A 22,100-nucleotide genomic window follows, 5' to 3' on the forward strand; every position below is an offset into this window, starting at 1 on the left:
TCTTCAATCCGTGCTGGCTTTCGCCGCGGAATGTGCGCCAGCGCTGAGAAAAGAGTTTGCGCGATCACTATGAGCAGGCAAAGCATCCATGCGCGTCGGGCAAATTGTGCGCTACACAGCAAATTACCACGCAGCAGATTGCCAGCTCTGCTGCCGGCTCGTAGGCTGAAAATGATTTCATTGAGCCATTTTTAACACCAATGAAAAATTTATTCTAATAAACAGCTTACTCTGGAGTCTGCGATGAAAACCCTCAAGGCGATACTGTTACTTGGCCTGCTGACCAGTTCGGCTTCCGCGCTGGCGGAGAAGATCGGTGTGTCGATGGCCTATTTTGACCAGAACTTCCTTACCATTATTCGTCATGCCATTGATAAAGAAGCCAAAGCGCGCGGACTGGATGCCCAGTTTGAAGATGCGCGCGGCGACGTCGGCCGCCAGACCGACCAGGTGCAAAGTTTTATCAGCGCAGGCGTGGATGCCATCATCGTCGATCCGGTGGATTCTGCCAGCACACCACAGCTGACCAGACTGGCGCAGCAGGCGAAAATTCCGCTGGTGTACGTCAACCGCACGCCAGGCGATAAAACCCTGCCGCCCGGCGTAGTGTTTGTCGGTTCGGACGAACGCGAATCCGGCACACTGCAAATGGAGGCGCTGGCTAAGCTGGCGAATTATAAAGGTAACGTGGCGATCATGATCGGCAACCTGACCGATGCCGGCGCGCTGCAGCGCACCAAAGATGTCGAGCAGGTGGTGGCGAAATACCCGGGCATGAAAGTGGTACAGAAGCAGCCAGCAAACTATGCGCGCAACGAAGGCATGGACCTGATGCTCAACTGGATTGGCAACGGTGAAGCGATTGATATCGTCGCGGCCAATAACGATGAGATGGCGATTGGTGCGGCAATGGCGCTGGCAAAGAGCAATAAAAAGATTCTGGTGGGCGGCATCGACGCCACGCCGGACGGCCTGAAGGCTCTGGCGCAGGATAAGATGCAGGTGACAGTGTTTCAGGACGCCATCGGTCAGGGCAAAACCTCGGTAGACGTGGCGCAGAAGCTGATTAAAGGCGAGAAAGTGGCTTCACACGTGTGGATCCCGTTCGAGCTGGTGACCAAAGAGAATATGCAAAAATACGTCGAGCGCAGCCAGTAGCCGGCGGACACTGCCGGGGCGCGATTGTGGCGAGCTGAGTTGCCTGGTGCGCATCAATGCGCACCCTACAGATATTCTGTGAGCACTGTAGGGGCGCCATTTATGGCGACCTGGTTACAGGGCGCCTTGGTGCAGGCCGACGCAACCATCACTCGCGCAGTATCGCCATGACGATAATGTCGTGGTACTCGCCCTCGCGCAGGCAGGCTTTGCGCTTCACGCCTTCCTGCTCAAAGCCCAGGCGCTGATACAGACGCAGCGCGCGCTGGTTGTCGTGAAACACTTCCAGCTCAACGCGGATTACGCCCAGCCAGTTAAAGGCATAGTCGATACCGGTGCGGATCAGCCGCTCACCGATGCCGCGACCGCTAAACGCCGGATCGACGCCAATACCAAAGCTGATGCTGTGGCGCGTACGCGGCCGCTGTTCGGTAAACAGCGTCAGCTCGCCCACCATCTGCCCGTCGATTTCCGCCACAAAGCCGATATAGCCTTCGCTGTCCATACGCTCGAATTTTTTCTGCCAGGTGGCGACGCTGGGAAACGGCAGCTGCGTGGTCCAGCGATACACCTCGGGATGACTGTATAAACGTTGATAGGCGGCGGCATCGCCCGGTTCGCATCCGCGAATCTGCAAATCCATGTCGATAATCCCTGTTCAGTTGCACTAAGCTGTTAACTCTCACCGATCGGAAAGAGTGGCCTTATGTTGTATCGTCGTTTTGAACGTTTTATCAATATTTTTCAGGATGCCCCCACCGATTCCCCACCCGCCAGCGTGTGGCCGTTTTACCTCTATTATCTGCGTCAGGTGTGGCCAAGTTTTGTCGCGCTGCTGATTGTCGGGCTTGCGCAGGCGCTGATCGAAGTGGCGCTGTTTAGCTATCTCAGCCGTATTATCGATCTGGTCAATCACACCACGCCCGCTACGCTGTTCAGCGATAACTGGCCGATTCTGCTATGGATGGCGGCGGTGGCGCTGATTCTGCGGCCGGTGGTGATCGCGCTGCACGATATGCTGGTGCATCAAAGCATTAACCCCAGCATGACCAGCATGATTCGCTGGCAGCATCACAACTATGTGCTGCGGCAGAGCCTCAATTTCTTCCAGAACGATTTTGCCGGCCGTATCGCCCAGCGCATCATGCAAACCGGTAACTCGCTGCGTGACTCGGCGGTTCAACTGGTGGATGCCATCTGGCACGTGGTGATTTACGCCGTGACCTCACTGGTGCTGTTCGCGGAAGCCGACTGGCGCCTGATGATTCCGCTGATCATCTGGATTGTGGCGTACAGCCTGTCGCTGCGCTTCTTTGTGCCGCGCGTCAAGCAGCGCTCGGTGGTGTCATCCGAGGCGCGCTCGAAGCTGATGGGCACCATCGTTGACGGTTACACCAATATCGCCACCCTGAAACTGTTTGCCCATAACGATCTGGAAAAACGCTACGCGCGCGACGCCATTCAGGAACAGACCAACAAAACCCAGCACGCCAGCCGCATGGTGACCAGCATGGATATCACGCTGTCGACGCTCAATGGCCTGCTGATTGTCAGCACCTCCGGCCTCGCGCTGTGGCTGTGGAGCCAGTCGCTGATCAGCGTAGGCGCCATCGCGCTGGCAACCGGGCTGGTGATTCGCCTGGTGAACATGTCCGGCTGGATCATGTGGGTGGTGAACGGCATCTTCGAAAACATCGGCATGGTGCAGGATGGCCTGAATACCATTGCGCAACCGCTCAGCGTGCAGGATGCGCCGCAGGCGAAAAAGCTGCAGGTGACGCGCGGCCAGATCCGCTTTGAGGATGTGCGCTTTGACTACGGCGGCGGCCGCCAGGTGATTAACCGCCTGAATCTCAACATCAAGCCTGGCGAGAAAATCGGTCTGATTGGCCCGTCCGGCGCCGGTAAATCGACCCTCGTGAACCTGCTGCTGCGGCTGTATGACATCAACGGCGGGCGCATTCTGATTGACGATCAGGACATCGCGCAGGTCACGCAGGCGAGCCTGCGCAGTCAGATTGGCATGATCACCCAGGATACATCGCTGCTGCACCGCTCAATTCGCGAAAACCTGCTGTACGGTCGCCCGGATGCCAGCGAAGCCGAGCTGCAGGCGGCGATTGTGCGCGCCCGCGCCGACGAGTTTATCCCGCTGCTCTCCGATCCGCAGGGCCGTACCGAGCTGGATGCGCACGTCGGCGAGCGCGGCGTCAAACTCTCTGGCGGCCAGCGCCAGCGTATTGCCATCGCCCGCGTGCTGCTGAAAGATGCGCCGGTTCTGATCATGGATGAAGCCACGTCGGCGCTCGACTCGGAAGTGGAAGCGGCGATTCAGGAGAGTCTGGAGACGCTGATGCAGGGCAAAACGGTGATCGCCATCGCCCATCGCCTGTCGACCATCGCGAAAATGGACCGGCTGGTGGTGCTGGAGAACGGCGGCATTGTTGAGATGGGTAACCATCGCGAACTGCTGGCGCACGGCGGGCTGTACGCGCGCCTGTGGCAGCATCAGACCGGCGGATTTGTCGGCGTCGATTAATCACCGCGCCGGTAAGGCAGGGCGTCGCGCGCTTCCTGTGCCCAGGCGCGCACGCCTGCCCGCTCCTGCTGTAGAAAATCCCCGACCGCGTCACGCAGCCCCGGATGGCACAGATAGTGCCAGGAGTGGGTGAGTTGCGGTTCAAAGCCGCGCACCAGCTTGTGCTCGCCCTGCGCACCGGCATCAAAGCGCTGCAGCCCTTCGGCGATGGCGAAATCCATGCCCTGGTAGAAACAGGTCTCGAAGTGCAGCCGGTCAAACTCCGCCAGACAGCCCCAGTAGCGGCCATACAGCGTGTCGTCATCCACCAGACAGAAAGCCATGGCGGCGGGCTGCTGCTGTAGCGTGGCGATCACCACGCGAATCGCCTGCGGCATCCGCTCCGCCAGCAGGCTGAAGAAGGAGCGCGTCAGATAGGGACGCTGGCCGCGCACCGCGTAGGTGTTGGCGTAGCAGGTATACACAAAATCCCACTGATCTTCACGCAGCTCATCACCGCGATACCAGTTAAACGCAAAGCCGCTGCTGGCCACCTGTTCGCGCTCTTTGCGTAGCTGCTTGCGTTTGCGCGACATCAGCGTGTCGAGAAAGTCGTGAAAATCGCGGTAGCCGCGATTGTGCCAGTGATACTGCACGCCGAGGCGCGCCAGCCAGTCCGGCTGGGTTGCCAGCAGCGCGTTGGCGTGCGGCGTGGTGAAGTTGATATGCGCCCCGCTTAAGCCGTGCCGCTGCAACGCATCGGGCAGCGCTTCCAGCATCGGAATAATGGCCGTCTCGTCGCCCAGCAGACGCGCACCGGTCACCGGGCTGAACGGAATGGCGCCGAGCCATTTGGGGTAATAGGCGATACCGGCACGCTGGCAGGCATCGGCCCACGCGTGATCGAACACATATTCGCCCCACGAGTTGCGTTTACGGTAGCCCGGCAGCGCCGCCCGCAGCCTGCCGTCTTCGCGCCACAGCAGATGATCCGGCTGCCAGCCGTTTTCCGCGCGCACGCTGCCACTCTCTTCCAGCGCGAGCAGGAAGGCGTGACGCAAAAAAGGTTGATTGTCAGGTAACAGCGCATCCCATTCGGCAGCGGTGATCTCCGCCAGCGATGACAGGTGAAGCAAAGGCATTGGTGGCTCCCGGCCAGCTTAAGGCGAATGCCTAGTTGAGCAGGTTTTGCCGCCGTGCGAAAGGTGCGGCGCACTGAATGTAAAGCGGGTCGTTGCTCAATGCTGCGCACATTGCTGTCGCGGCCCGTGCCACGATTTTTCACGTCGCCTGTGTATACTCACCCTTTTCCCTTGCAGGAAATGCCATGGATCGTCTTGATTGTGATCGCATGTTTGTCGCCGTACTCGAAGTCGGCAGTTTTGCCGGAGCCGCCGCCCGACTCGGCACCAGCAGCGGCCAGGCGTCAAAGCTGGTGTCGCGTCTGGAGCAGCAGCTTGGCGTGCAGCTGTTCAAGCGCAGCACACGGGCGCTGTCGCCCACCGAGATCGGCCGCGCCTATTATGAGCGGGTGAAAACCCTGCTGGAGGCGTTCGACGCGCTGGATGCCACGGTGCAGGAAAATGCCCGCTCGCCCACCGGCCGCCTGAAGATTAGCGCACCCGGCACCTTCGGCACCGCGGTGCTGGCCAGCGTGCTGGTGGCGTTCGCGCGTCACTATCCGCTGATTGAGCTGGACGTCAACTTCTCCGACCGCGCCGTGAATATCGTCGATGAAGGCTTCGATATGGCGATCCGCATCGGCAAGCTGGACGACAGCAGCCTGATTGCGCGCCGTCTGGGCGAGGTGCCGATTCGCCTCGCCGCCGCGCCCGGCTATCTGCTGCAGCACGGCACGCCGCAGCACTGGCGCGATCTGGCGACGCATCAGTGCATCAACGACACCAACTTTCGCGATCCGTGGCACTGGCCGTTCGTTACGCCGTGCGGCGACAGCGTCAGCATGCCGATTCGCGGCCGCCTGTGCTTCTCCAATACCGAAGCCTGCCTGCAGGCGGCGCTGGCCGGCCTCGGCATTGCGCGTCTGCCCGGTTTTATCGCTGCACCGGCGCTGCAGCGGGGCGAAATCGTCACGCTGCTGGAGGACTTTGCGCCGCCAGCCATGGGCCTGTTTGCTCTGTATCCGCCCGCGCGCCACCTGGCGCAGAAAACCCGCCTGCTGATCGACTTTCTGGCCGAGCACTTCCGCCTGCATCCGCCCGGCTGATTCCTTCCATTCTGGAAACAATCAAAGCCGTTTTGCCCGGATTATCAGCATAACGGCAGCACGGTAAGCTGCTGACATCACTTCAGAGGAGCAGAGCGATGTTGGTAAACGGTAAGTGGAGCGCAGAGTGGCATCCGGTTCAGGCCACCGATAAACAGGGTGGCTTTGTACGCCAGACTTCCAGCTTTCGTCACTGGATTAGCGCCGATGGCAGCAGCGAATTTGCCGCCGAACCGGATCGCTATCATCTGTATGTCGCGCTGATCTGCCCGTGGGCCTCGCGCACGCTCATTGCGCGCAGCCTGAAAGGGCTGGAGCAGATTGTCAGCGTGTCGGTGGTTGAGCCGCAGCTTGGCGCGCAGGGCTGGCGCTTCGGCGATTATCCCGGTGCCGATCGCGACCCGCTGAACAACGCTGAGTATCTCCACCAGCTGTATACCCGCGCCGACGCCGACTTTACCGGGCGCGCCACTGTGCCGGTGCTGTGGGATAAAAAAACCCAGACCATCGTTAACAATGAGTCGGCGGATATTCTGCGCATGTTCAACAGCGGCTTTGGCGATCTGGCAGATAACCGGCTCGATCTCTACCCTGAGGATCTGCGCCCGGAGATCGACGCGCTGAACGCAACGATCTATCCGCGTCTCAATAACGGCGTTTATCGTACCGGTTTCGCCACCACCCAGGTGAGCTATCAGCAGGCGTTTAATGAGGTGTTTGAGCAGCTGGATGAGCTGGAGCAACGGCTGAAAGATGGTCGCACTTTTCTGCTGGGTGAACGACTGACCGAAGCCGATATCCGCCTGTTCGTGACCCTGATACGCTTTGACGTCGCCTATCACGGCCTGTTCAAATGCAACCTGCGCCGCCTGCGCGATTACCCGCTGCTCGATCGTTATCTGAAGAGTGTGCTGGCGGTCTCCGGCGTGCGGCAAACGGTGAACATCGACCACATCAAACAGGGCTATTATTCGATTAAAGCGCTGAATCCCAACGGCATCGTGCCGGCGGGACCGGATTTGGCGGACTACGGTTTTTAAGGAGCAGGGCAATGGCAAAAGCGTTAGTGGTGTTTTTACATGGCGTCGGCAGTAATGGCGCGGATTTGGCGGTGCTGGGGCAACACTGGTCAGCGCTGCTGCCCGACGTGGCATTTGCCGCGCCCGATGCGCCCTTTCCCTTTGAGCACGCCATGGGCTATCAGTGGTTCAGCCTGACCGGCATCACGCCGGAAAACCGTCCGGCACGCGTACGGGCTGCGCGCGACGCCTTTGACGCCACGCTGCAGCAGCTGATGGCGCAGCACGCGATGGCCGGCGCGTGGCAAAAGGTGATTCTGGTGGGATTCTCGCAGGGCTCGATCATGGCGCTGGATGCGCTGGCCTCCGGACGCTATCCGCTGGCTGGTGTGGTGGCCTTCTCCGGTCGCCTGGCCTTTGACGAGGCGCTCACGCCGCCGCCGCATGCCTCCGCGCTGCTGATTCACGGCAAAGCCGATGAGGTCATCCCATTCAGCGAAACCGTCTCCGCCGCGCAGCGCCTGCAGAGCGCGGGCGTCGCGGTCACCGCACAGTATGAACCCACCACCGGTCACACCATTTCCAGCCACGGCGCGATGCAGGCAGCGGCCTACATCGCCCAGTGCCTGCAGGATTAAGGCCAGTAGCGCTGCAGCGCCTGCCACGCCTGACGCGCGGCCGCTTCCGGCGGCTGTGCTTTGAGGCGATCGTTAAACACTTCGATGCCCACCGGACCGCGATAGCCTGCGCTTTTCAGCTTATCGACAAAGCGTTCCACTTCAATGATGCCGTCGCCGGGCAGTAAGCGCTGATGGCGCGCATAGTCGCTCAGCGCCTGCTTTTCCTGCGGTGGCATCTGCGCCATATCGCACAGCTGCACTTCATAAATGCGGTCGGCCGGAATGCCGTCGAGCTGAGAGGCATCGCCACCGCGTGCGCAGATGTGGAACAGATCGACCACCAGCCCGATATTGGGCTGATCCAGCCGCTGCAAACGCTGCCACGCCAGCGGCAGCGTATTGTCGACGCTGCACCACGCCATCGGTTCATACATGATGCGCATGTTATAGCGCGCGGCTTCCGAGGCCAGCCAGCGCAGATCTTCATCAATGCGCTCCGCAACGCAGTCTTCGCGCGTGGTTGCCGGCGCCTGAATGGTATCGCAGCCCAGCGATTGCGCGACGCGAATGAAATCACGCAGTTCGGCGCGCTTTTGCAGCCGTTCGCTGTCCGGCGCGCCGGTAAAGTCACGCAGCACCTGCAGATTGGTAAAGCCCAGGTTTAGCTGCGCGGCCAGCGCCGCCGTGTGCTCAGTAACCTCTTCCCGCCACATTTCAACCTGATCGAACCCGGCGGCACGCGCCGCCTGCAGCTTATGCGCCGATTCACCGTTTAACAGCACCAGGTTAAGGAATTTCGGGTTTGCAGACATCAACAGCTCCTTAATCGTCCGGATAAAGCGGTGACAGATGCTGTGCGCCACCCGCACAGCATCCTGATCAGTATCCCCCTCTTAAGGGTGATTTCAAGCGTGTCGTTTAGCCCAGCAGGTTCACCACGGCAAAACCGGCAAAGGTCATCAGCAATGAACCGATGACATGCACCATCACGCTCGACATTGCCCACAGGTATTTTCCTGATTGTAGCAACACCACGATCTCGGCCGAAAAGGTCGAAAACGTCGTCAGCCCGCCGCACAGGCCGGTGACGATCAGCAGTTTCCATACGGGATCGATGTGCGGATTGCGCACAAACCACGCCATCGCCGCGCCAATAATAAAGCCACCGACCAGATTAACGATCAGCGTCCCTGGCGGCAGGTTGGGGAATAACGTATTGAAACGCAAAGAGATAAGCCAGCGCAGCGTGCAACCGATGGCACCACCGATCATGACCGCGAACAGCGACTTCAGCATAGTCTGGAGCTCCTGAATTGAGATACGCGCAGGGCCGCGGCAGGACAGAAACTACACCTGACACACCGCCGTCTCCCGCGCAGGGATAAGCAAGTTGTCAGGCGTCATCAGCCGTCTGTGACCAGAGGGCGGTTGGGTAAGGTGGCACGCCATCACCTCAGAGGCACGATAATACGCTGGCGCGGCGGAGGTGACAATATTCACCTGCCGTCAGCGTATCGTCGGGAACGATTATGTTTTACCGTGGCAGACATCATCAGCAAGGAGATTCCGATGCGTACCCTGATTTTTGATACTGATATCGGCGTGGATGACGCCTTTGCGCTGGCGTATGCGGCGCGCACGCAGCGGCTGCTGGGCATCACCACGGTGTTTGGCAATGTCGCGGTTGGCCAGGCGGTAAAAAACGCCCGGCTGTTCTGTGCAAAGATGAACATCAGCGCGCCGGTGTATCGCGGCTGTGCGCGTCCGCTGGCGCTGGCCCCTTCCGCACCGGCTACCCTGCACGGCGCAGACGGTCTCGGCGATGCCTTCGATAACCCGTATAGCGATGCCGCCGACAGCGCGGTGCAGTTCATCATTGATAGCGTACGCGCGCAGCCGCATGCGATTACCCTGGTGGCAATCGGGCCGCTGACCAACATCGCCTGCGCCATCAACCAGGCGCCAGACATTATTCCGCTGGTGAAAGAGCTGGTGATCATGGGCGGCGCGTTTGGCACTGACGGCCACGCCGGCAACGTGACGCCGTTCGCCGAGTTCAATATCTGGAAAGATCCGCATGCCGCCGATCAGGTGCTGGCCTCGGCGCTGCCGGTGGTGATGCTGCCGCTGGATGTGACGCACAAGGTGCTGATCAGCGGAGAGGAAGTGCGCCAGCTGAATCAGCCGGTGTTGAGTGCCATCTGCCGGCCTTATCTGGCTTACAGCCTGCAAAAAGAAGGATTTGATGGCATGGCGCTGCACGATACCCTGACGCTGTCATGGCTGGCGCTGCCGCAGGCGTTCAGCGTGACGACAGCGCCGGTGCGCGTGGTGACCGAAGGCATCAGCCGCGGCCAGACGCTGCAGCGCGTGAGCGCTCTCGCCTCGCGCGACGATCCGTTCGCCGGCCTGCGCGCCCAGCGGTTGTGTCTGGGCGTCGACGCCGAGGCGGTACGGCAACATTTTTTTGCCACGCTGCGCGCCTGACACGCTCTCTAGCGGGCGAAATGGATGACGCCTTTGATCAGCTCAGGGTTGTTGATCACCCCGGGCTCAAAAGTCTCGGCCAGCGTCGAGAAGTCGTAATGGCGGTTGAGCATCATATCGGCCCGCAGCTGACCGCTGGCCATCAGGGCGCGCACCTTGTCGAAGTCTTCCCGCGTGGCGTTGCGGCTGCCCAGCAGCGTGGTCTCCTTTTTGTGAAACTCGGTGTCGGGGATCACCAGATCGCCTTTGTGCAGGCCAACAAACACGATGGTGCCGCCGTGACGAATCAGCTGCACGGCGCTGTTCATCGCCGCCGGACTGCCGGTGGCGTCAATCACTTTCGCGGCCAGCCGCCCGCCAAACTCTGCGCGCAGCGCGGCCGTAAAATCCGCCGCCAGCGGATCGATCGTCGCCAGCTGCAGCTGCTGCGCAACGTGCGCGCGCCGCTGAGCGCTGGTATCGGCCACCACCACCTGTGCACCGGCTGCGGCGGCAATCGCCGCGACGCCCAGGCCAATCGGTCCGGCTCCGACCACCAGCACCTGCTCATCGGCGACCAGCGCCGCGCGTCGCACCGCATGGGCGCTGATGGCAAAGGGCTCGATCAGTGCCGCTGCTTCGGGCGCCACATCGTCAACCGCCAGCAAATTAGTGTCCGGCACGCTGAGAAACTCGCAAAAACCCCCATCCTGATGCACGCCAATCACTGAAATCTGTTCACAGCAGTTGGTTTTGCCGCTTAAGCAGGCGTCGCAACGCTGACAGGCCACGTAAGGAATCAGCGCCACGCGCTGCCCTGGCTGAAAACCCTGCGCCGCCGCGCCCAGCGCCACCACTTCACCGCACAGCTCATGACCGAGCACGCGCGGATAGGAGAAAAACGGCTGATTGCCGGCCCAGGCGTGAATGTCGGTGCCGCAAATGCCGGCGGCAATTGGTTTAATCAGGACTTCGTGCGCGGCAGGCGTCGGTACGCTGCGCTGCTGCCACACCATGCTGCGCGGTTCGGCGACCACCAGCGTTTTCATGTTCGTCATCGTTTCCTCCTGGGCTGTTCACGCAGTTATGGCGAAAATCTAATGCGGCGGGAGGTTGCGCTGTGCGAAGTGTGAGTCAGCGCGATTTTTTTGGGCTTTGTGTGGTTTTTAATGCATAAAAAACCGGAGGGCCGTATGAGCCGAAGCCAGAATCTGCGCCAGAACGTCATCAATCAAATGCTGGAAGCCATTGCCCGCCGCCATGTGCGCTCGCCGCTGCCCCCGCAGGCGGCGCTGGCCGAGATGTTTAATATCAGCCGCACCACGGTGCGCCACACGCTGCAGCATCTGCATCAGCGCGGCGTGCTGGAAAAAGTGGCTGAGACCTACGTGATCGTGCGCGATCCCTGCGAGGAGGATGGGTTTAGCGTACTCAGCCCACCGATCGACCAACAGGCGGTGCAGTTTGAGCAGGCGTTTTTTAACCTGATTAACCAGCGTTTGCTGATGCCAGGCGACAGTTTTACCGAACTGCAGCTGGCGCAGCAGGTGCGGGTCAGCCCGGTGGTGGTGCGCGAGTTCCTGCTGCGTTTTATGCGCTATAACCTGCTGGAACCGGTTAAGCGCGGCCACTGGCGGATGAAGAAATTCGATCAGGAGTACGCCGAAAAGCTGTTTGAACTGCGCGAAATGCTGGAAACGCACGCGCTGACCCGCTTTCTTAATCTCGCCGCCGGTGATGAACGCTGGGTGCAGGCGCGCGATCTGCTGGATCGTCATCGCGCGCTGCGCGACACCATCGCCAGCAACTACCGCCAGTTTGCCGCGCTGGATAAAGAGATGCATACGCTGATTCTCTCCGCCGCCAACAACCCGTTTTTCAACCAGTCACTCGAAATTATCTCTGTGATTTTTCACTCGCATTATCAGTGGGATGAAAGCGACCTGAAACAACGCAACATCGTCGCGCTGGAGGAGCATATGGCGATTCTTACCGCGCTCATCAGCCGCCAGGATGTGGACGCGCTGTGCGCGCTGCATGCGCATCTCAGAACCGCCAAATACTCGATGATCCGCTCTATCCGGCAGTACAATTAAAAACCGATTAAAAACCACAAAGCATAAGCGCCCGCACGAATCAGAAACATGTTTGCAACATCTCCCGCGGTTTACTTCTAGTCTCGAAGGCAGCCCCTTAGGGCAGCCCGTTTCGCTGCCGCAGGAACCCCAAGACTGATAACGATAAGTACCCGAACCTGGGAGGTTGCAATGGAAAATACATCAACGCGCGGCGGCACCACCGCGCCAGCACCCGAGCACGCCGGGCAGGATTATGTACCGGCGCGCGCCGATGTGGTGCGCTCTCCGCGCATCCGTAAGATTCAAATCACCGCCATGCTGTTGCTGCTGTTCGCCGCCATCATCAACTACCTTGACCGCAGCTCGCTGTCGGTGGCCAACATGACCATCCGCGAGGAGCTGGGCTTGTCGGCCACCGAGATTGGCGTGCTGCTGTCAGCGTTTTCGCTGGCCTACGGTTTAGCCCAGCTGCCGTGCGGCGCGCTGCTCGATCGCAAAGGCCCGCGCATTATGCTGGCCATCGGCATGTTCTTCTGGTCACTGTTCCAGGCGGCGGCCGGGCTGGTGCATAACTTCACGCAGTTTGTGCTGGTGCGCATCGGGCTGGGCATTGGCGAAGCGCCGATGAACCCGTGCGGCGTGAAGGTGATCAACGACTGGTTCAATATCAAAGATCGCGGTATGCCGATGGGGATGTTTAACGCGGCGTCGATGATTGGTCTGTCGGTGGCACCGCCGATTCTGGCGGCGATGATGCTGGTGATGGGCTGGCGCGGCATGTTTGTCACCATCGGCGTGCTGGGTATGTTTCTCGCCATTGGCTGGTATCTCACCTATCGCGACCGGGATAACAACAAGCTGAGCGGTGAAGAGATTCACTATCTGCAGGCGGGCAGCGTGGCATCACGCAAAGAGCCGCTAAGTTTCGCCGAGTGGCGTGGACTGTTTAAGCAGCGCACCATGTGGGGCATGATGATTGGCTTCAGCGGCATCAACTATACCGCGTGGCTGTACATCGCCTGGCTGCCGGGCTATCTGCAGTCGACCTATCATCTGGATCTGAAAAGCACCGGTCTGCTGGCCGCCATTCCTTTCCTGTTCGGCGCGGCGGGCATGCTGCTCAACGGTTACGTGGTGGATGCACTGGTGCGTCGCGGTTTTGACGCGGTGAAAGTGCGCAAGGTGTCGATTGTCAGCGGCATGCTGCTCTCCGCGGCCTTTACCACCTTCGTGACGCGCGCCACCGACACCACCAGCGCGGTGACGCTGATTGGTATGGCGCTGTTCTGCATTCACTTTGCCGGTACCTCATGCTGGGGCCTGATCCACGCTAACGTCACGGCGCGCATGACGGCGTCAGTGGGCAGTATCCAGAACTTTGCCAGCTTCGTTTTCGCCTCTTTTGCGCCAGTAATTACCGGCTGGGTGCTGGATACCACCAAATCGTTCAGCCTCGCGCTGATGATATGTGCTGGCGTCACGGTGGTCGGCGCGCTGGCTTACCTGCTGCTGGTCAGAAAACCGATCACCGATGGGTGTAACACCAGGGTTTCTGCTTAATGCTCTTCTCCGGGTGCGCAGGTTATGCGCACCCTTTCTTCATCCGCCCGCCACACCTATTCCAGCCGCCGCGTTATCGCCTGATTCTGGATCTGATCAGATAAATTAAACTGCATGATGGCAATTACTATCCAGCACTATTAAGCCCGAAATAAGGAAAATATACTGCTAAACACGCCGGTAATAGTTATTATTTTAAGACAAAACTCAAAGACGAATATTATAAATCACCATCCTCAGTGCATTATTATCCATTAATGCATTAACGAAGGTGAATTAATTAGCCACAGTAAACTTTTGTGGGTTGGATCAAAGTTTGACCGGATAATTTAACTTACCGTTCAGTCACTATTAATGTTCAGGTATGAGCGTGGTGACCAAATGGATTTACAACGCAAGGCCCTTTTTATCTCTTTTGATGCCGTGGCATTATCGGGTATTACAGTAGAAGCCACTAAAATTGCCGTTCGTTTACGCGAGCAGGGAATCACCTCCTTTCTTGATATCGGCTACGACATAAAAATTGATAAGGGAAACTTCGGACGTCCCTATTCCGAAAACGAAATTAATTCGCTGAAGCATCATTTTACATTAGTCCGGCACGATGAAATTTGTCAGGTGGAAGGTTATAACCCGGCCTTTCTGCAATATATTCATGACGTACTGATTAATCATAGCCAGACGCTGGATGCCGCCGCAGAAAAAATCCTGGTGCAGCAGACGGAAAAGATGGCACAGGCGGTGGCAAACGCGCTGTGCGCAAAATGGCAGGCGCTGGATATCAATTATTTAATCATTGAGAACGGGACGCTGCCGGATAATATTATTTTTACCCGCGCGCTCTATCTGGCGATAGCGCAATACGGCGCCGCTAAACAGCTCGGCCGGTTTGTGTTGTGGCGCGACCACGACCTGATGTGGAACAGCGAATCCACCTCATCGCGTTACGGCAGCGCGCCCTGGCCACATGCCGTCAGGCCGCAGCCCTCGCCGCATATCACCTACGTCACGCTGAACCAGGCACTGGCCTCACAGCTGGCGGCCTGGTGCGAACATCAGGTCGAAATCGAGGTGATGCGTAATACCTATCCTTTTGACCCGAGCCATCCGCGCAAAGATTTACGCCGCCAGTTTGGGTTGCTGGCGCAGGACAAGGTGATTGCCCGCACCACGCGAATTATTCCGGCTAAGCGACTCGATCGGGATATTCACCTGTTGCATGCGCTGAACAGTGAACTTATCGCGCAGCATCAGCCACAGCGCGTTTATTTAATGGTCGCTGGCGATCCGCTGGAAGACAGCGTGCATTATCACGCATTAAAGCAGTTAATTAGCCGGTTCCAGCTGGAGCGTTACGTCATCTTTTTTGGCGCGTTGAATCACGACTTTATGGAGCGTAATCCACAGGCCACCACTATTCAGGATATTTATCACGCCTGCGATGTGGTGTCGTTTTTAACCGCATGGGATTACGACAGCTACGGTAATCCGATTGGCGAGGCGATCAGCCATCAGCGCTGTTATATCGCCACCCGCTATGAATATTATCACGAGGTGTATGGCCAGTACGGTTTTGAAGGCGAACTGATGGCGATTTCCGCCAGCCATGATGGTCTGCCGGATGCCGATTTTATTCAGCGCGTCAGTGCCTTATTACAGGATGACGCACGCCGCGACGCCATCGCCACGCGCAATTATCAGAAAGGAAAATCCCTGCTGTCGGATCACATCTTCCGGCAGATATTTAATGTGTAGTTAAGGAGTGACTATGGATAACCGTTGTTTTATTTCTGTCGTGCTGCCGGTTTATAACGAGGCAGCACGTATTAACGCGGTGCTGGAATCAATATTGCAGCAGCGTTCACCCGGCGGATTGTTTAATTTTGATAATCTGGAAGTGATCATGGTGGATAATAATTCCACCGATAACTCGGTCGCGCTGATTGAAGCCTTTGCCGCGCAGCATCCGCAGCTGACGATTCATCAGCTGCAGGAGACGGTGCAGGGCGTCTCTTCGGCGCGGAAAAAAGGCATGGATTTCGCCTCACAGCGCGCCGGTATGCGCGACGAGGCCAGCGGCTTTCAGCGCAAGCACTACATCCTTTCGGCCGATGCGGACTGTACCGTTGATGCACTGTGGATCGACGAACTGGTCGGCACCATGATTGCGCAAAACGGCGATCTGGGCACCTGTAACTACTACTACGAAACCGCGGATTTTCACGAGCGCCCGCGGCTGTATGCGGAGATTGATAAAACGCTGCGCTGCCGCCACGCTTCCTTCTCCCTGTTTGGCGGCTTTCCGGACGGCAAAGGCTTTGGCGTCGAAAAGCAGCTGTACGACGAAGTGGGCGGCATCGAGATTTTTTACCAGCTGAAAAACGGTGAGTTTGTTGAACATCTGTCAGACGACTGGGATTTTGGCATCAAGGTGATCGCCGCCGGCGGCAAACCGGTGTATGCGCCCAATTCGCGCGTGCAGATCAACAGCCGCCGGGTGGATAACCTGCTGCACGAAGTGATTGAAGGCGTGGCCTACGGCCATAACGGCACCATCATCATGAAAGATGTGCGACCCACGCTCACCGCACTGACGCCGTTCACCGATGTCAGCGCAGAGCAGGCGCAGCAGGCGTGGCACTACTCGATTAAAGATTACGTGCCAAAAAATCTGGTGTTGCCGGTGTTGCTGAATCCGTCGCTGCTGCGCGACGATGCCGCGGTGATTGATTTCTTCACGCCAGAGGTGGCTGAACGCCTGTTCGCCCGCATTCACAGCATGATGCAGGAGATGAGCGTGACCGATTTCCTGCCGATTCACAGCTACAAAACCCCGGCGTTTCGCCTCTATTTTGAATTCCGCCATGAGCTGTTTGCCGCGCTGCGTCGTGCCGTCGGCGCAGAGATTGGCGAGCCACCGCCGCTGCCGGCCTGCTTTGCCCGGGTGACGGAAAATGATTTCGCCCGCTTTGTCTGGTATTACTGCGAAGATCGCGAATCCGGTGAGGCGCATAACTACTTTGCAAACGGCGGGGTGTTCTGATGCGTGCTGCCTGGCTGCAATCCCTGCAGGATATCGATCGTCACTATCCTCGCCCGGCCATATGCGAGGTGCTTAGCCGGCCGGAAAACGCCGATTTGCTGGAATACGTGGTGCATGATCCTTTTGGCTGCCATGTGTTTCCCGGTGATATCGACGATTTTCCGCTGCCGAATTTTTTCCGCGCCATGCAGCAAAGCCTGAGCCATGCGCCGCAAATTCATCTGTGGGCGTATATCCCCACTTGCCGCTATAAGTGCCACTTTTGCCAGTTTCCCACGGTGATTGTAAATCCGCAGTCGCCGCGCGCGCCTGAGCTGTTTCGCGATATCGTCGATCGCAACATTCAGGAGGCGAAGCTGTGGCTGGCGCAGCTGCCGGCACTGGGTGAAGTGCCGGTGGGTGAGTTCAACCTGTTCGGCGGCACGCCCTCGCTGCTGCCACCGGATGAGCTGCGGCGCTTAATGGATTTTTACCGCAACCATTTCAACTTCCGCGAAGCCACGCTGCGCTTCGAAGGCGAGCCCGGCACGCTGACGCGCGAATTCCTCGCGCAGCTGCGCGAACTGGGCTTCAGCAAACTGTCGTTTGGCGCGCAGTCATTCTCAGACCGCCTGATCAAAGGCTGTGGTCGCCTGCACAGCGCGGATGCCTGCTACAAGGTGATTCGTGATGCGCGCGAGCTGGGCTTCGCCCTGGTCAGCGTCGACCTGATGTATGGCCTACTGGGACAAACGGTGGACGACGTGCGTGACGATCTGCAGCAGGCGCGCGCGCTTGACCTGTCGCATCTGGTGTTCACCAAGCTGCACATGAAGCCGTTCGCCGAGAGCCGCACCGGCGTGTCGGCGGAGGGAGAAAATGCCTGGCAGCGTAAGAATGCGGCGATGCCCAGTCTGGGTCAGCAGTATCAGATGCGCGCGCTGGCCGAGCAGTGGCTGGATGGCGATTACCTTGAACATCCCACCATGTATTTCCACCATCGCAGCGCACCGCCGGAGAAGTGGAAAGCGATCATTACCGATCTCGACCAGCAGGCGCCGGAAGTGGCGATTGGCCTTGGCGGCAGCTCCAAATGTGCCGGCGCGGAGCTGATTAACCTGACCGACTACGCCGATTATCAGCGCGCACTGGATAACGGTGAGCTGCCGATCGCCTCGGTGCGCGGTATGTCGCCGGATCAGCAGGCCATCAACGGCTGCAAGATGGCGCTGTCAACGCTGATTCCGCTCGACGATGTGCTGTTTCAGCAGAAGTTTGGCGTCAGCCTGTTTGCCCAGCCGACCATCTCTCGTGCGCTGCGTGAGTTGCAGCAGCGCGAGTTAGTACACAGCGATGGCCGCTACGTCACGCTCACCCCCACCGGCCGCGTGCTGGTAGAAGCCATCATCAATACCCAGTTCGACTAAACCGCCCTTACCTCTCAACGGCACGCGACGGCGTGCCTGGAGCCTGTTATGTCCCAGTCTGTTTATAGCTTTTTTTATATCGCCATCGACACCGAAGCGGGCGTCACCGCTGAACAGTTTGAAACCTTCGTGCGCGAAAAAAGCGTGCATCTGCCCTGCTATCCCGGCTGGCGCTGGACGCTGTTTCGCGGTCTGCGCGGCGAGCGCGTCGATCAATACCTGATGCTGTTTGAAATGAAAGATGCGGCACAGCGCGCGCGCTTTATGCAGGATGACGGTGAACTTACCGCCGAGGCAGAGCACTTCTGGCATCTGCATCCCGACGCGGACGCACTGCTCAGCGAGTGGCGCCAGCTGGCAACCTTCGCGCGGCGCCCGACAATTTTCACCCATTTCGATCTGCTGGCAGAGAATCCTCACAGTACGCTGCCGGGCGGCCCGCGTTTTGATGCCCGCAGCGGCACCGCGCGCATTCTCGGTACCCACTATCTGGCGCTGCGACCGGGCGTGCAGCCGCAGGAATTTGAGCAATTCATCGCGCAGAATGCCGCGCGTATCGTTGATTATCCCGGCTGGAAGTTTCATCTGCTGAAAGGCCACAGCGGCAACCGGCTGGACGGCTATGTGGTGATGATGGAGATTGAGAGTGAAGCGGCGCTGAATGTATTTTATCCGCAGCCTGATATCGCCACCGCCAGCGCGGCTGACTTTGCGCGCACACACCGGGATACCAAACAGATGTATGAAGAGTGGAAGCAGCTGGCGTCCTTTTCCGGTTCGCCGCAGCTGTATACCGATTATCTCGCCGTGGCGGAATGTGGCACGCTGAAGTGAGTGCTGGCGGCGCGCTCTGCTCATTGCTGAAACGCGCCGCCGGATTTCTCCGTTACGACTGGTAGTAATACACCGCTTCAAAAGGCCGCAGGTGCGTCAATGCCCCAGGCGGCGATGCCTCACTGTAATTACTCATCAGCACCTGCCAGTTGCCTTCAACTTCCGGCAGCAGCAGTGGCTGCGCGCTGTGACTCAGGTTCGCCACCACCAGCAGGCTTTCACGCGGCGAATTGCGCCGATAACACCAGATGTGTGACGCTTGCGGTGCCAGATCCTGATAATCGCCCTCGGTGAAGATAGCGTAACGCTTACGCAGCCGAATCAGCGTTTGGTAGCCATAGAACACCGAGTTGCTGTCGAGCAGCGCGTTAGCCGCGTTGATCAGCGTATAGTTATCCGCCACGCCTATCCACGGCTCACCCCGCGTGAAGCCGGCATTGGCGCTGCTGTCCCACAGCATCGGCGAGCGGCTGTTATCGCGCGATTTGCTGGCCAGTATCGCCAGGATTGCCGCCTCCGGCTTGCCCTGCGCCAGCCACGCAGCGTGGATGTTGTGGCTCTCGATGTCCTGATACTGCTCAATGCGGGTAAAATGAGGGTTGGTCATTCCCAGCTCTTCGCCCTGATAGATATAGGGCGTGCCCTGCATGCCGTGCAGCAACATCGCAAAGCATTTTGCCGAGGCGATGCGCAGCGCACCTTCATCACCAAAGCGCGTGACGATACGCGGCTGATCGTGGTTACACCAGAACAGCGCATTCCACGCCACGTCGTGCATCCCGCGCTGCCACTCCGCAAAAATTGCCTTGAGCTGAACGAAGTCCGGTGCCGCCAGCGTCCATTTGTCGCCCTGGGGATAATCCACCTTGAGATGGTGGAAGTTAAAAGTCATCGACAGCTCGTTTTGCGCCAGCGAAGCATAGCGCTGGCAGTTGGCCAGCGTGGTCGAGGACATTTCCCCCACCGTCATCAGCCCGCGCGGCGTGAACACATCGCGGTTGAACTCCTGCAGGTAGTCATGGATGCGCGGGCCATCGGTGTAGAAGCGCCGCCCGTCATGGCCGGGTAGATCGTCGCTAAAATCCTGGTGCTTCGACACCAGGTTGATCACATCAAGCCGCAATCCATCGACGCCTCGATCCGCCCAGAAGTGGCACACCCGCTTTAACGCCTCGCGCACCGCCGGGTTTTCCCAGTTGAGATTGGCCTGCTCCGGCGCGTACAGGTGCAGATAGTATTGCTGACGCCGTTCGTTCCACGCCCAGGCGCTGCCGCCAAACTTAGACTGCCAGTTGTTGGGTGGCGTACCGGGCACCCCGTCGCGCCAGATATAAAAATCGACGTACGGCTGTTCACCGGCTTCGGCACGCTTAAACCAGGCATGCTCGGTCGAGGTGTGGTTGAACACCATATCCAGCACCATGCGCATACCGCGCCGGTGCGTCTCCGCCAGCAGGTGGTCAAAGTCGGCCATGGTGCCGTAGGCGGGATCGATGGCGGTGTAATCCGCCACGTCGTAACCGTTATCGATCTGCGGCGACACATAGATCGGCGTCAGCCACAGCGCATCGACGCCCAGCTGCTGCAGATAATCCAGCCGCTGGATCACGCCGTTGAGATCGCCGGTGCCGCGCGCCCCGCTGTCCTGAAAACTTTTGGGATAGATTTGGTAGATCACCGCCTGGCGCCACCAGGGATATTCAGCGTGCCTGTTCATGTTGCACCTCGGCCTGGCTGATGATGGCGGTTGCCGCTTTACGTTTGGTGATGATGATGGTTAGCAGCAGCGGAACCAGAATCGCCACCAGAATCGCCAGCGAGTAAACCGTCCAGTACTGTGGCTGAATCGAGAGGATGCCCGGCAAGCCGCCCACGCCGATGCCGTTGGCCATCACGCCGTTGAGGCCGCACAGCAGCGCCGCCAGCGCAGAGCCAATCATGGCGCACAGCATGGGGTAGCGGTACTTGAGGTTGACGCCGTACATCGCCGGCTCCGTTACGCCGAGCCACGCTGAAATGGCGGCCGGCACGGTGAGGTCGCGTTCAGCACGATCTTTGTTAGCGATAATGATGCCGACCACCGCAGCACCCTGTGCAATATTGGACAGCGCAATCAGCGGCCACACCGGCGTGCCGCCCATGCTCTGAATCATCTGCAGATCAACCGCCAGCGTGGTCTGATGCACGCCGGTGATCACCATCGGCGCATACAGGAAGCCAAACAGCGCGGCCCCAATCGGCGCGAAGCTGCCGGTCATCAGGTGACGCACCGCAAAGGCGATGCCGTCGCCAATCAGACGGCCAAACGGGCCAATCAGGCTGTGGGCGAGGAAAACCGACAGCAGCAGCGCACACACCGGCACCACCACCAGCGTCAGATAGGCGGGCACGATACGTTTTAGCGCCAGTTCGATTTTCGCCAGCGCCAGCCCGGCCAGCAGCGCCGGGATCACCTGCGCCTGATAGCCGACCCGATCAATGCTGAACCAGCCGAAGTTCCACACTTCCGGCACCTGGCTGCCAATCAGATACGCATTCATCAGCTGCGGTGAAACCAGCGTAATGCCCAGCACAATCCCCAGGATTGGCGTACCGCCCAGCTTGCGCACCACCGACCAGCAAATCCCCACCGGCAAATAGAAGAAGATCGCTTCGCCAATCAGCCAGAGGAAATCGTACAGCCCTTTCACACCGGGATAGAGCTGCACCAGGGTTTTATCATCCGCCACGGCAATATCGCCCAGCACGTTACGGAAACCGAGAATTAAACCGCCGCTAATTAACGCCGGTAATAACGGGAAAAATATCTCAGCAAAATGGGATAATAATGCCTCGTGCCATTTCATCTGGCTGCGCGCTGCAGATTTAATCTGCTCCTTAGAGGTCTCACTAATATTTAGTGCTTCAACTAACGCTTTATAATAAGTGTCAACTTCGGTTCCAATAATTACCTGAAACTGTCCGGCAGAATTAAAGCATCCTTTAACGCCGGGCGTGGCGCGGATGGCCTCTGGATCGGCCTTGTCGACATCCTGCAGCACAAAGCGCAGGCGGGTAATACAGTGCGAAAGTGACAGAATATTTTCCCGACCGCCCACGCGGTCAATGAGATCGTTAATGATCTCGCGACTGATGGTTTTCATTATCATCCCTTATTTCCATGCCGGAATC

19 protein-coding genes and 1 riboswitch are annotated in these 22,100 nt (G+C 58.8%); of the genes, 12 read left to right on the forward strand and 7 right to left on the reverse strand.

What is annotated here, in order from left to right; all coding sequences use genetic code 11:
* Positions 1–243 precede the first annotated feature (243 nt).
* Positions 244–1,158 (forward strand): sugar ABC transporter substrate-binding protein, encoded by a 915-nt coding sequence (locus F3J36_RS16695; RefSeq protein WP_021507882.1) that lies wholly within the window; start codon positions 244–246, stop codon positions 1,156–1,158.
* Positions 1,159–1,306: 148 nt separating this feature from the next.
* Here F3J36_RS16695 and F3J36_RS16700 read toward each other — a convergent pair whose 3' ends face one another.
* Positions 1,307–1,801 carry a GNAT family N-acetyltransferase gene (locus F3J36_RS16700; RefSeq protein WP_166720067.1) on the reverse strand — a complete coding sequence of 165 codons (495 nt, stop codon included), beginning with the start codon at positions 1,799–1,801 and terminating at the stop codon, positions 1,307–1,309.
* A 63-nt stretch (positions 1,802–1,864) separates the two neighbouring features.
* On the opposite strand from F3J36_RS16700, the gene F3J36_RS16705 reads away from it, so the two are divergent.
* Positions 1,865–3,697, forward strand: a complete 1,833-nt coding sequence (locus F3J36_RS16705) for an ABC transporter ATP-binding protein (RefSeq protein ID WP_166720068.1) — start codon at positions 1,865–1,867, stop codon at positions 3,695–3,697.
* On the opposite strand, the gene F3J36_RS16710 is transcribed toward F3J36_RS16705, so the two are convergent.
* Positions 3,694–4,818: a GNAT family N-acetyltransferase gene (locus F3J36_RS16710; protein WP_058775152.1), complete on the reverse strand. Its 1,125-nt coding sequence runs from the start codon at positions 4,816–4,818 to the stop codon at positions 3,694–3,696. The two genes, F3J36_RS16705 and F3J36_RS16710, sit on opposite strands and share 4 nt — an antisense overlap.
* 185 nt (positions 4,819–5,003) lie before the next feature.
* On the opposite strand from F3J36_RS16710, the gene F3J36_RS16715 reads away from it, so the two are divergent.
* The 3 genes from F3J36_RS16715 (at position 5,004) to F3J36_RS16725 (ending at position 7,560) form a co-directional block, all read left to right on the forward strand.
* Positions 5,004–5,903 carry a LysR family transcriptional regulator gene (locus F3J36_RS16715; protein ID WP_166720069.1) on the forward strand — a complete coding sequence of 300 codons (900 nt, stop codon included), beginning with the start codon at positions 5,004–5,006 and terminating at the stop codon, positions 5,901–5,903.
* A gap of 98 nt (positions 5,904–6,001) precedes the next feature.
* Positions 6,002–6,943 carry a glutathione S-transferase family protein gene (locus F3J36_RS16720; protein ID WP_058759362.1) on the forward strand — a complete coding sequence of 314 codons (942 nt, stop codon included), beginning with the start codon at positions 6,002–6,004 and terminating at the stop codon, positions 6,941–6,943.
* An 11-nt stretch (positions 6,944–6,954) separates the two neighbouring features.
* Positions 6,955–7,560: an alpha/beta hydrolase gene (locus F3J36_RS16725; RefSeq protein WP_058759363.1), complete on the forward strand. Its 606-nt coding sequence runs from the start codon at positions 6,955–6,957 to the stop codon at positions 7,558–7,560.
* On the opposite strand, the gene F3J36_RS16730 is transcribed toward F3J36_RS16725, so the two are convergent.
* Both F3J36_RS16730 and crcB read right to left on the reverse strand, forming a co-directional pair.
* A complete protein-coding gene (locus tag F3J36_RS16730; RefSeq protein WP_058775150.1) occupies positions 7,557–8,354 on the reverse strand; it encodes a sugar phosphate isomerase/epimerase in 798 nt (265 codons plus the stop codon). The genes F3J36_RS16725 and F3J36_RS16730 overlap by 4 nt on opposite strands.
* Positions 8,355–8,460: 106 nt before the next feature.
* Entirely contained in the window at positions 8,461–8,838 is a 378-nt protein-coding gene (crcB, locus tag F3J36_RS16735) for a fluoride efflux transporter CrcB (RefSeq protein WP_021507890.1), read from the reverse strand.
* A 91-nt stretch (positions 8,839–8,929) separates the two neighbouring features.
* Positions 8,930–9,004: riboswitch (Fluoride riboswitch) on the reverse strand.
* Between the two features lie 107 nt (positions 9,005–9,111).
* Between crcB and F3J36_RS16740 the strand changes: the two genes are divergently transcribed.
* Positions 9,112–10,029, forward strand: coding sequence for a nucleoside hydrolase (locus F3J36_RS16740; RefSeq protein WP_166720070.1), 918 nt, complete (start codon positions 9,112–9,114; stop codon positions 10,027–10,029).
* Positions 10,030–10,037: 8 nt separating this feature from the next.
* Here the strand turns inward: F3J36_RS16740 and F3J36_RS16745 are convergent, their stop codons facing one another.
* Complete coding sequence (locus F3J36_RS16745) at positions 10,038–11,066, reverse strand: zinc-binding alcohol dehydrogenase family protein (RefSeq protein ID WP_058775148.1); 1,029 nt, start codon at positions 11,064–11,066, stop codon at positions 10,038–10,040.
* 135 nt (positions 11,067–11,201) lie between these two features.
* Between F3J36_RS16745 and F3J36_RS16750 the strand changes: the two genes are divergently transcribed.
* From F3J36_RS16750 to F3J36_RS16770, 6 genes are all read left to right on the forward strand, one after another.
* Positions 11,202–12,104 (forward strand): GntR family transcriptional regulator, encoded by a 903-nt coding sequence (locus tag F3J36_RS16750; RefSeq protein ID WP_166720071.1) that lies wholly within the window; start codon positions 11,202–11,204, stop codon positions 12,102–12,104.
* Between the two features lie 171 nt (positions 12,105–12,275).
* Positions 12,276–13,646 carry an MFS transporter gene (locus F3J36_RS16755; RefSeq protein ID WP_166720072.1) on the forward strand — a complete coding sequence of 457 codons (1,371 nt, stop codon included), beginning with the start codon at positions 12,276–12,278 and terminating at the stop codon, positions 13,644–13,646.
* 381 nt (positions 13,647–14,027) lie between these two features.
* Positions 14,028–15,401 (forward strand): glycosyl transferase family 2, encoded by a 1,374-nt coding sequence (locus tag F3J36_RS24090; protein ID WP_211073142.1) that lies wholly within the window; start codon positions 14,028–14,030, stop codon positions 15,399–15,401.
* A gap of 13 nt (positions 15,402–15,414) precedes the next feature.
* Positions 15,415–16,689 carry a glycosyltransferase gene (locus F3J36_RS24095; RefSeq protein ID WP_211073144.1) on the forward strand — a complete coding sequence of 425 codons (1,275 nt, stop codon included), beginning with the start codon at positions 15,415–15,417 and terminating at the stop codon, positions 16,687–16,689.
* Complete coding sequence (locus F3J36_RS16765; RefSeq protein WP_166720073.1) at positions 16,689–18,095, forward strand: radical SAM protein; 1,407 nt, start codon at positions 16,689–16,691, stop codon at positions 18,093–18,095. Before F3J36_RS24095 ends, F3J36_RS16765 begins: the two co-directional genes overlap by 1 nt.
* Before the next feature lie 48 nt (positions 18,096–18,143).
* Positions 18,144–18,929, forward strand: coding sequence for a hypothetical protein (locus tag F3J36_RS16770; protein WP_166720074.1), 786 nt, complete (start codon positions 18,144–18,146; stop codon positions 18,927–18,929).
* Positions 18,930–18,981: 52 nt separating this feature from the next.
* On the opposite strand, the gene treC is transcribed toward F3J36_RS16770, so the two are convergent.
* Positions 18,982–20,646 (reverse strand): alpha,alpha-phosphotrehalase, encoded by a 1,665-nt coding sequence (gene treC / locus F3J36_RS16775; protein ID WP_166720075.1) that lies wholly within the window; start codon positions 20,644–20,646, stop codon positions 18,982–18,984.
* Positions 20,630–22,072 carry a PTS trehalose transporter subunit IIBC gene (gene treB / locus F3J36_RS16780; RefSeq protein ID WP_058770908.1) on the reverse strand — a complete coding sequence of 481 codons (1,443 nt, stop codon included), beginning with the start codon at positions 22,070–22,072 and terminating at the stop codon, positions 20,630–20,632. Before treB ends, treC begins: the two co-directional genes overlap by 17 nt.
* Positions 22,073–22,100: the final 28 nt, after the last annotated feature.

Origin of the sequence: Pantoea sp. Cy-640 (genome assembly GCF_011752635.1) — a bacterium.
GTDB lineage: Bacteria > Pseudomonadota > Gammaproteobacteria > Enterobacterales > Enterobacteriaceae > Pantoea > Pantoea dispersa.

Coding starts and splice junctions, on each gene's coding strand:
- F3J36_RS16695 (WP_021507882.1), top strand. CDS start 244: ATGAAAACCCTCAAGGCGATACTGTTACTTGGCCTGCTGACCAGTTCG.
- F3J36_RS16700 (WP_166720067.1), bottom strand. CDS start 1,801: ATGGATTTGCAGATTCGCGGATGCGAACCGGGCGATGCCGCCGCCTAT.
- F3J36_RS16705 (WP_166720068.1), top strand. CDS start 1,865: ATGTTGTATCGTCGTTTTGAACGTTTTATCAATATTTTTCAGGATGCC.
- F3J36_RS16710 (WP_058775152.1), bottom strand. CDS start 4,818: ATGCCTTTGCTTCACCTGTCATCGCTGGCGGAGATCACCGCTGCCGAA.
- F3J36_RS16715 (WP_166720069.1), top strand. CDS start 5,004: ATGGATCGTCTTGATTGTGATCGCATGTTTGTCGCCGTACTCGAAGTC.
- F3J36_RS16720 (WP_058759362.1), top strand. CDS start 6,002: ATGTTGGTAAACGGTAAGTGGAGCGCAGAGTGGCATCCGGTTCAGGCC.
- F3J36_RS16725 (WP_058759363.1), top strand. CDS start 6,955: ATGGCAAAAGCGTTAGTGGTGTTTTTACATGGCGTCGGCAGTAATGGC.
- F3J36_RS16730 (WP_058775150.1), bottom strand. CDS start 8,354: ATGTCTGCAAACCCGAAATTCCTTAACCTGGTGCTGTTAAACGGTGAA.
- crcB (WP_021507890.1), bottom strand. CDS start 8,838: ATGCTGAAGTCGCTGTTCGCGGTCATGATCGGTGGTGCCATCGGTTGC.
- F3J36_RS16740 (WP_166720070.1), top strand. CDS start 9,112: ATGCGTACCCTGATTTTTGATACTGATATCGGCGTGGATGACGCCTTT.
- F3J36_RS16745 (WP_058775148.1), bottom strand. CDS start 11,066: ATGACGAACATGAAAACGCTGGTGGTCGCCGAACCGCGCAGCATGGTG.
- F3J36_RS16750 (WP_166720071.1), top strand. CDS start 11,202: ATGAGCCGAAGCCAGAATCTGCGCCAGAACGTCATCAATCAAATGCTG.
- F3J36_RS16755 (WP_166720072.1), top strand. CDS start 12,276: ATGGAAAATACATCAACGCGCGGCGGCACCACCGCGCCAGCACCCGAG.
- F3J36_RS24090 (WP_211073142.1), top strand. CDS start 14,028: ATGGATTTACAACGCAAGGCCCTTTTTATCTCTTTTGATGCCGTGGCA.
- F3J36_RS24095 (WP_211073144.1), top strand. CDS start 15,415: ATGGATAACCGTTGTTTTATTTCTGTCGTGCTGCCGGTTTATAACGAG.
- F3J36_RS16765 (WP_166720073.1), top strand. CDS start 16,689: ATGCGTGCTGCCTGGCTGCAATCCCTGCAGGATATCGATCGTCACTAT.
- F3J36_RS16770 (WP_166720074.1), top strand. CDS start 18,144: ATGTCCCAGTCTGTTTATAGCTTTTTTTATATCGCCATCGACACCGAA.
- treC (WP_166720075.1), bottom strand. CDS start 20,646: ATGAACAGGCACGCTGAATATCCCTGGTGGCGCCAGGCGGTGATCTAC.
- treB (WP_058770908.1), bottom strand. CDS start 22,072: ATGAAAACCATCAGTCGCGAGATCATTAACGATCTCATTGACCGCGTG.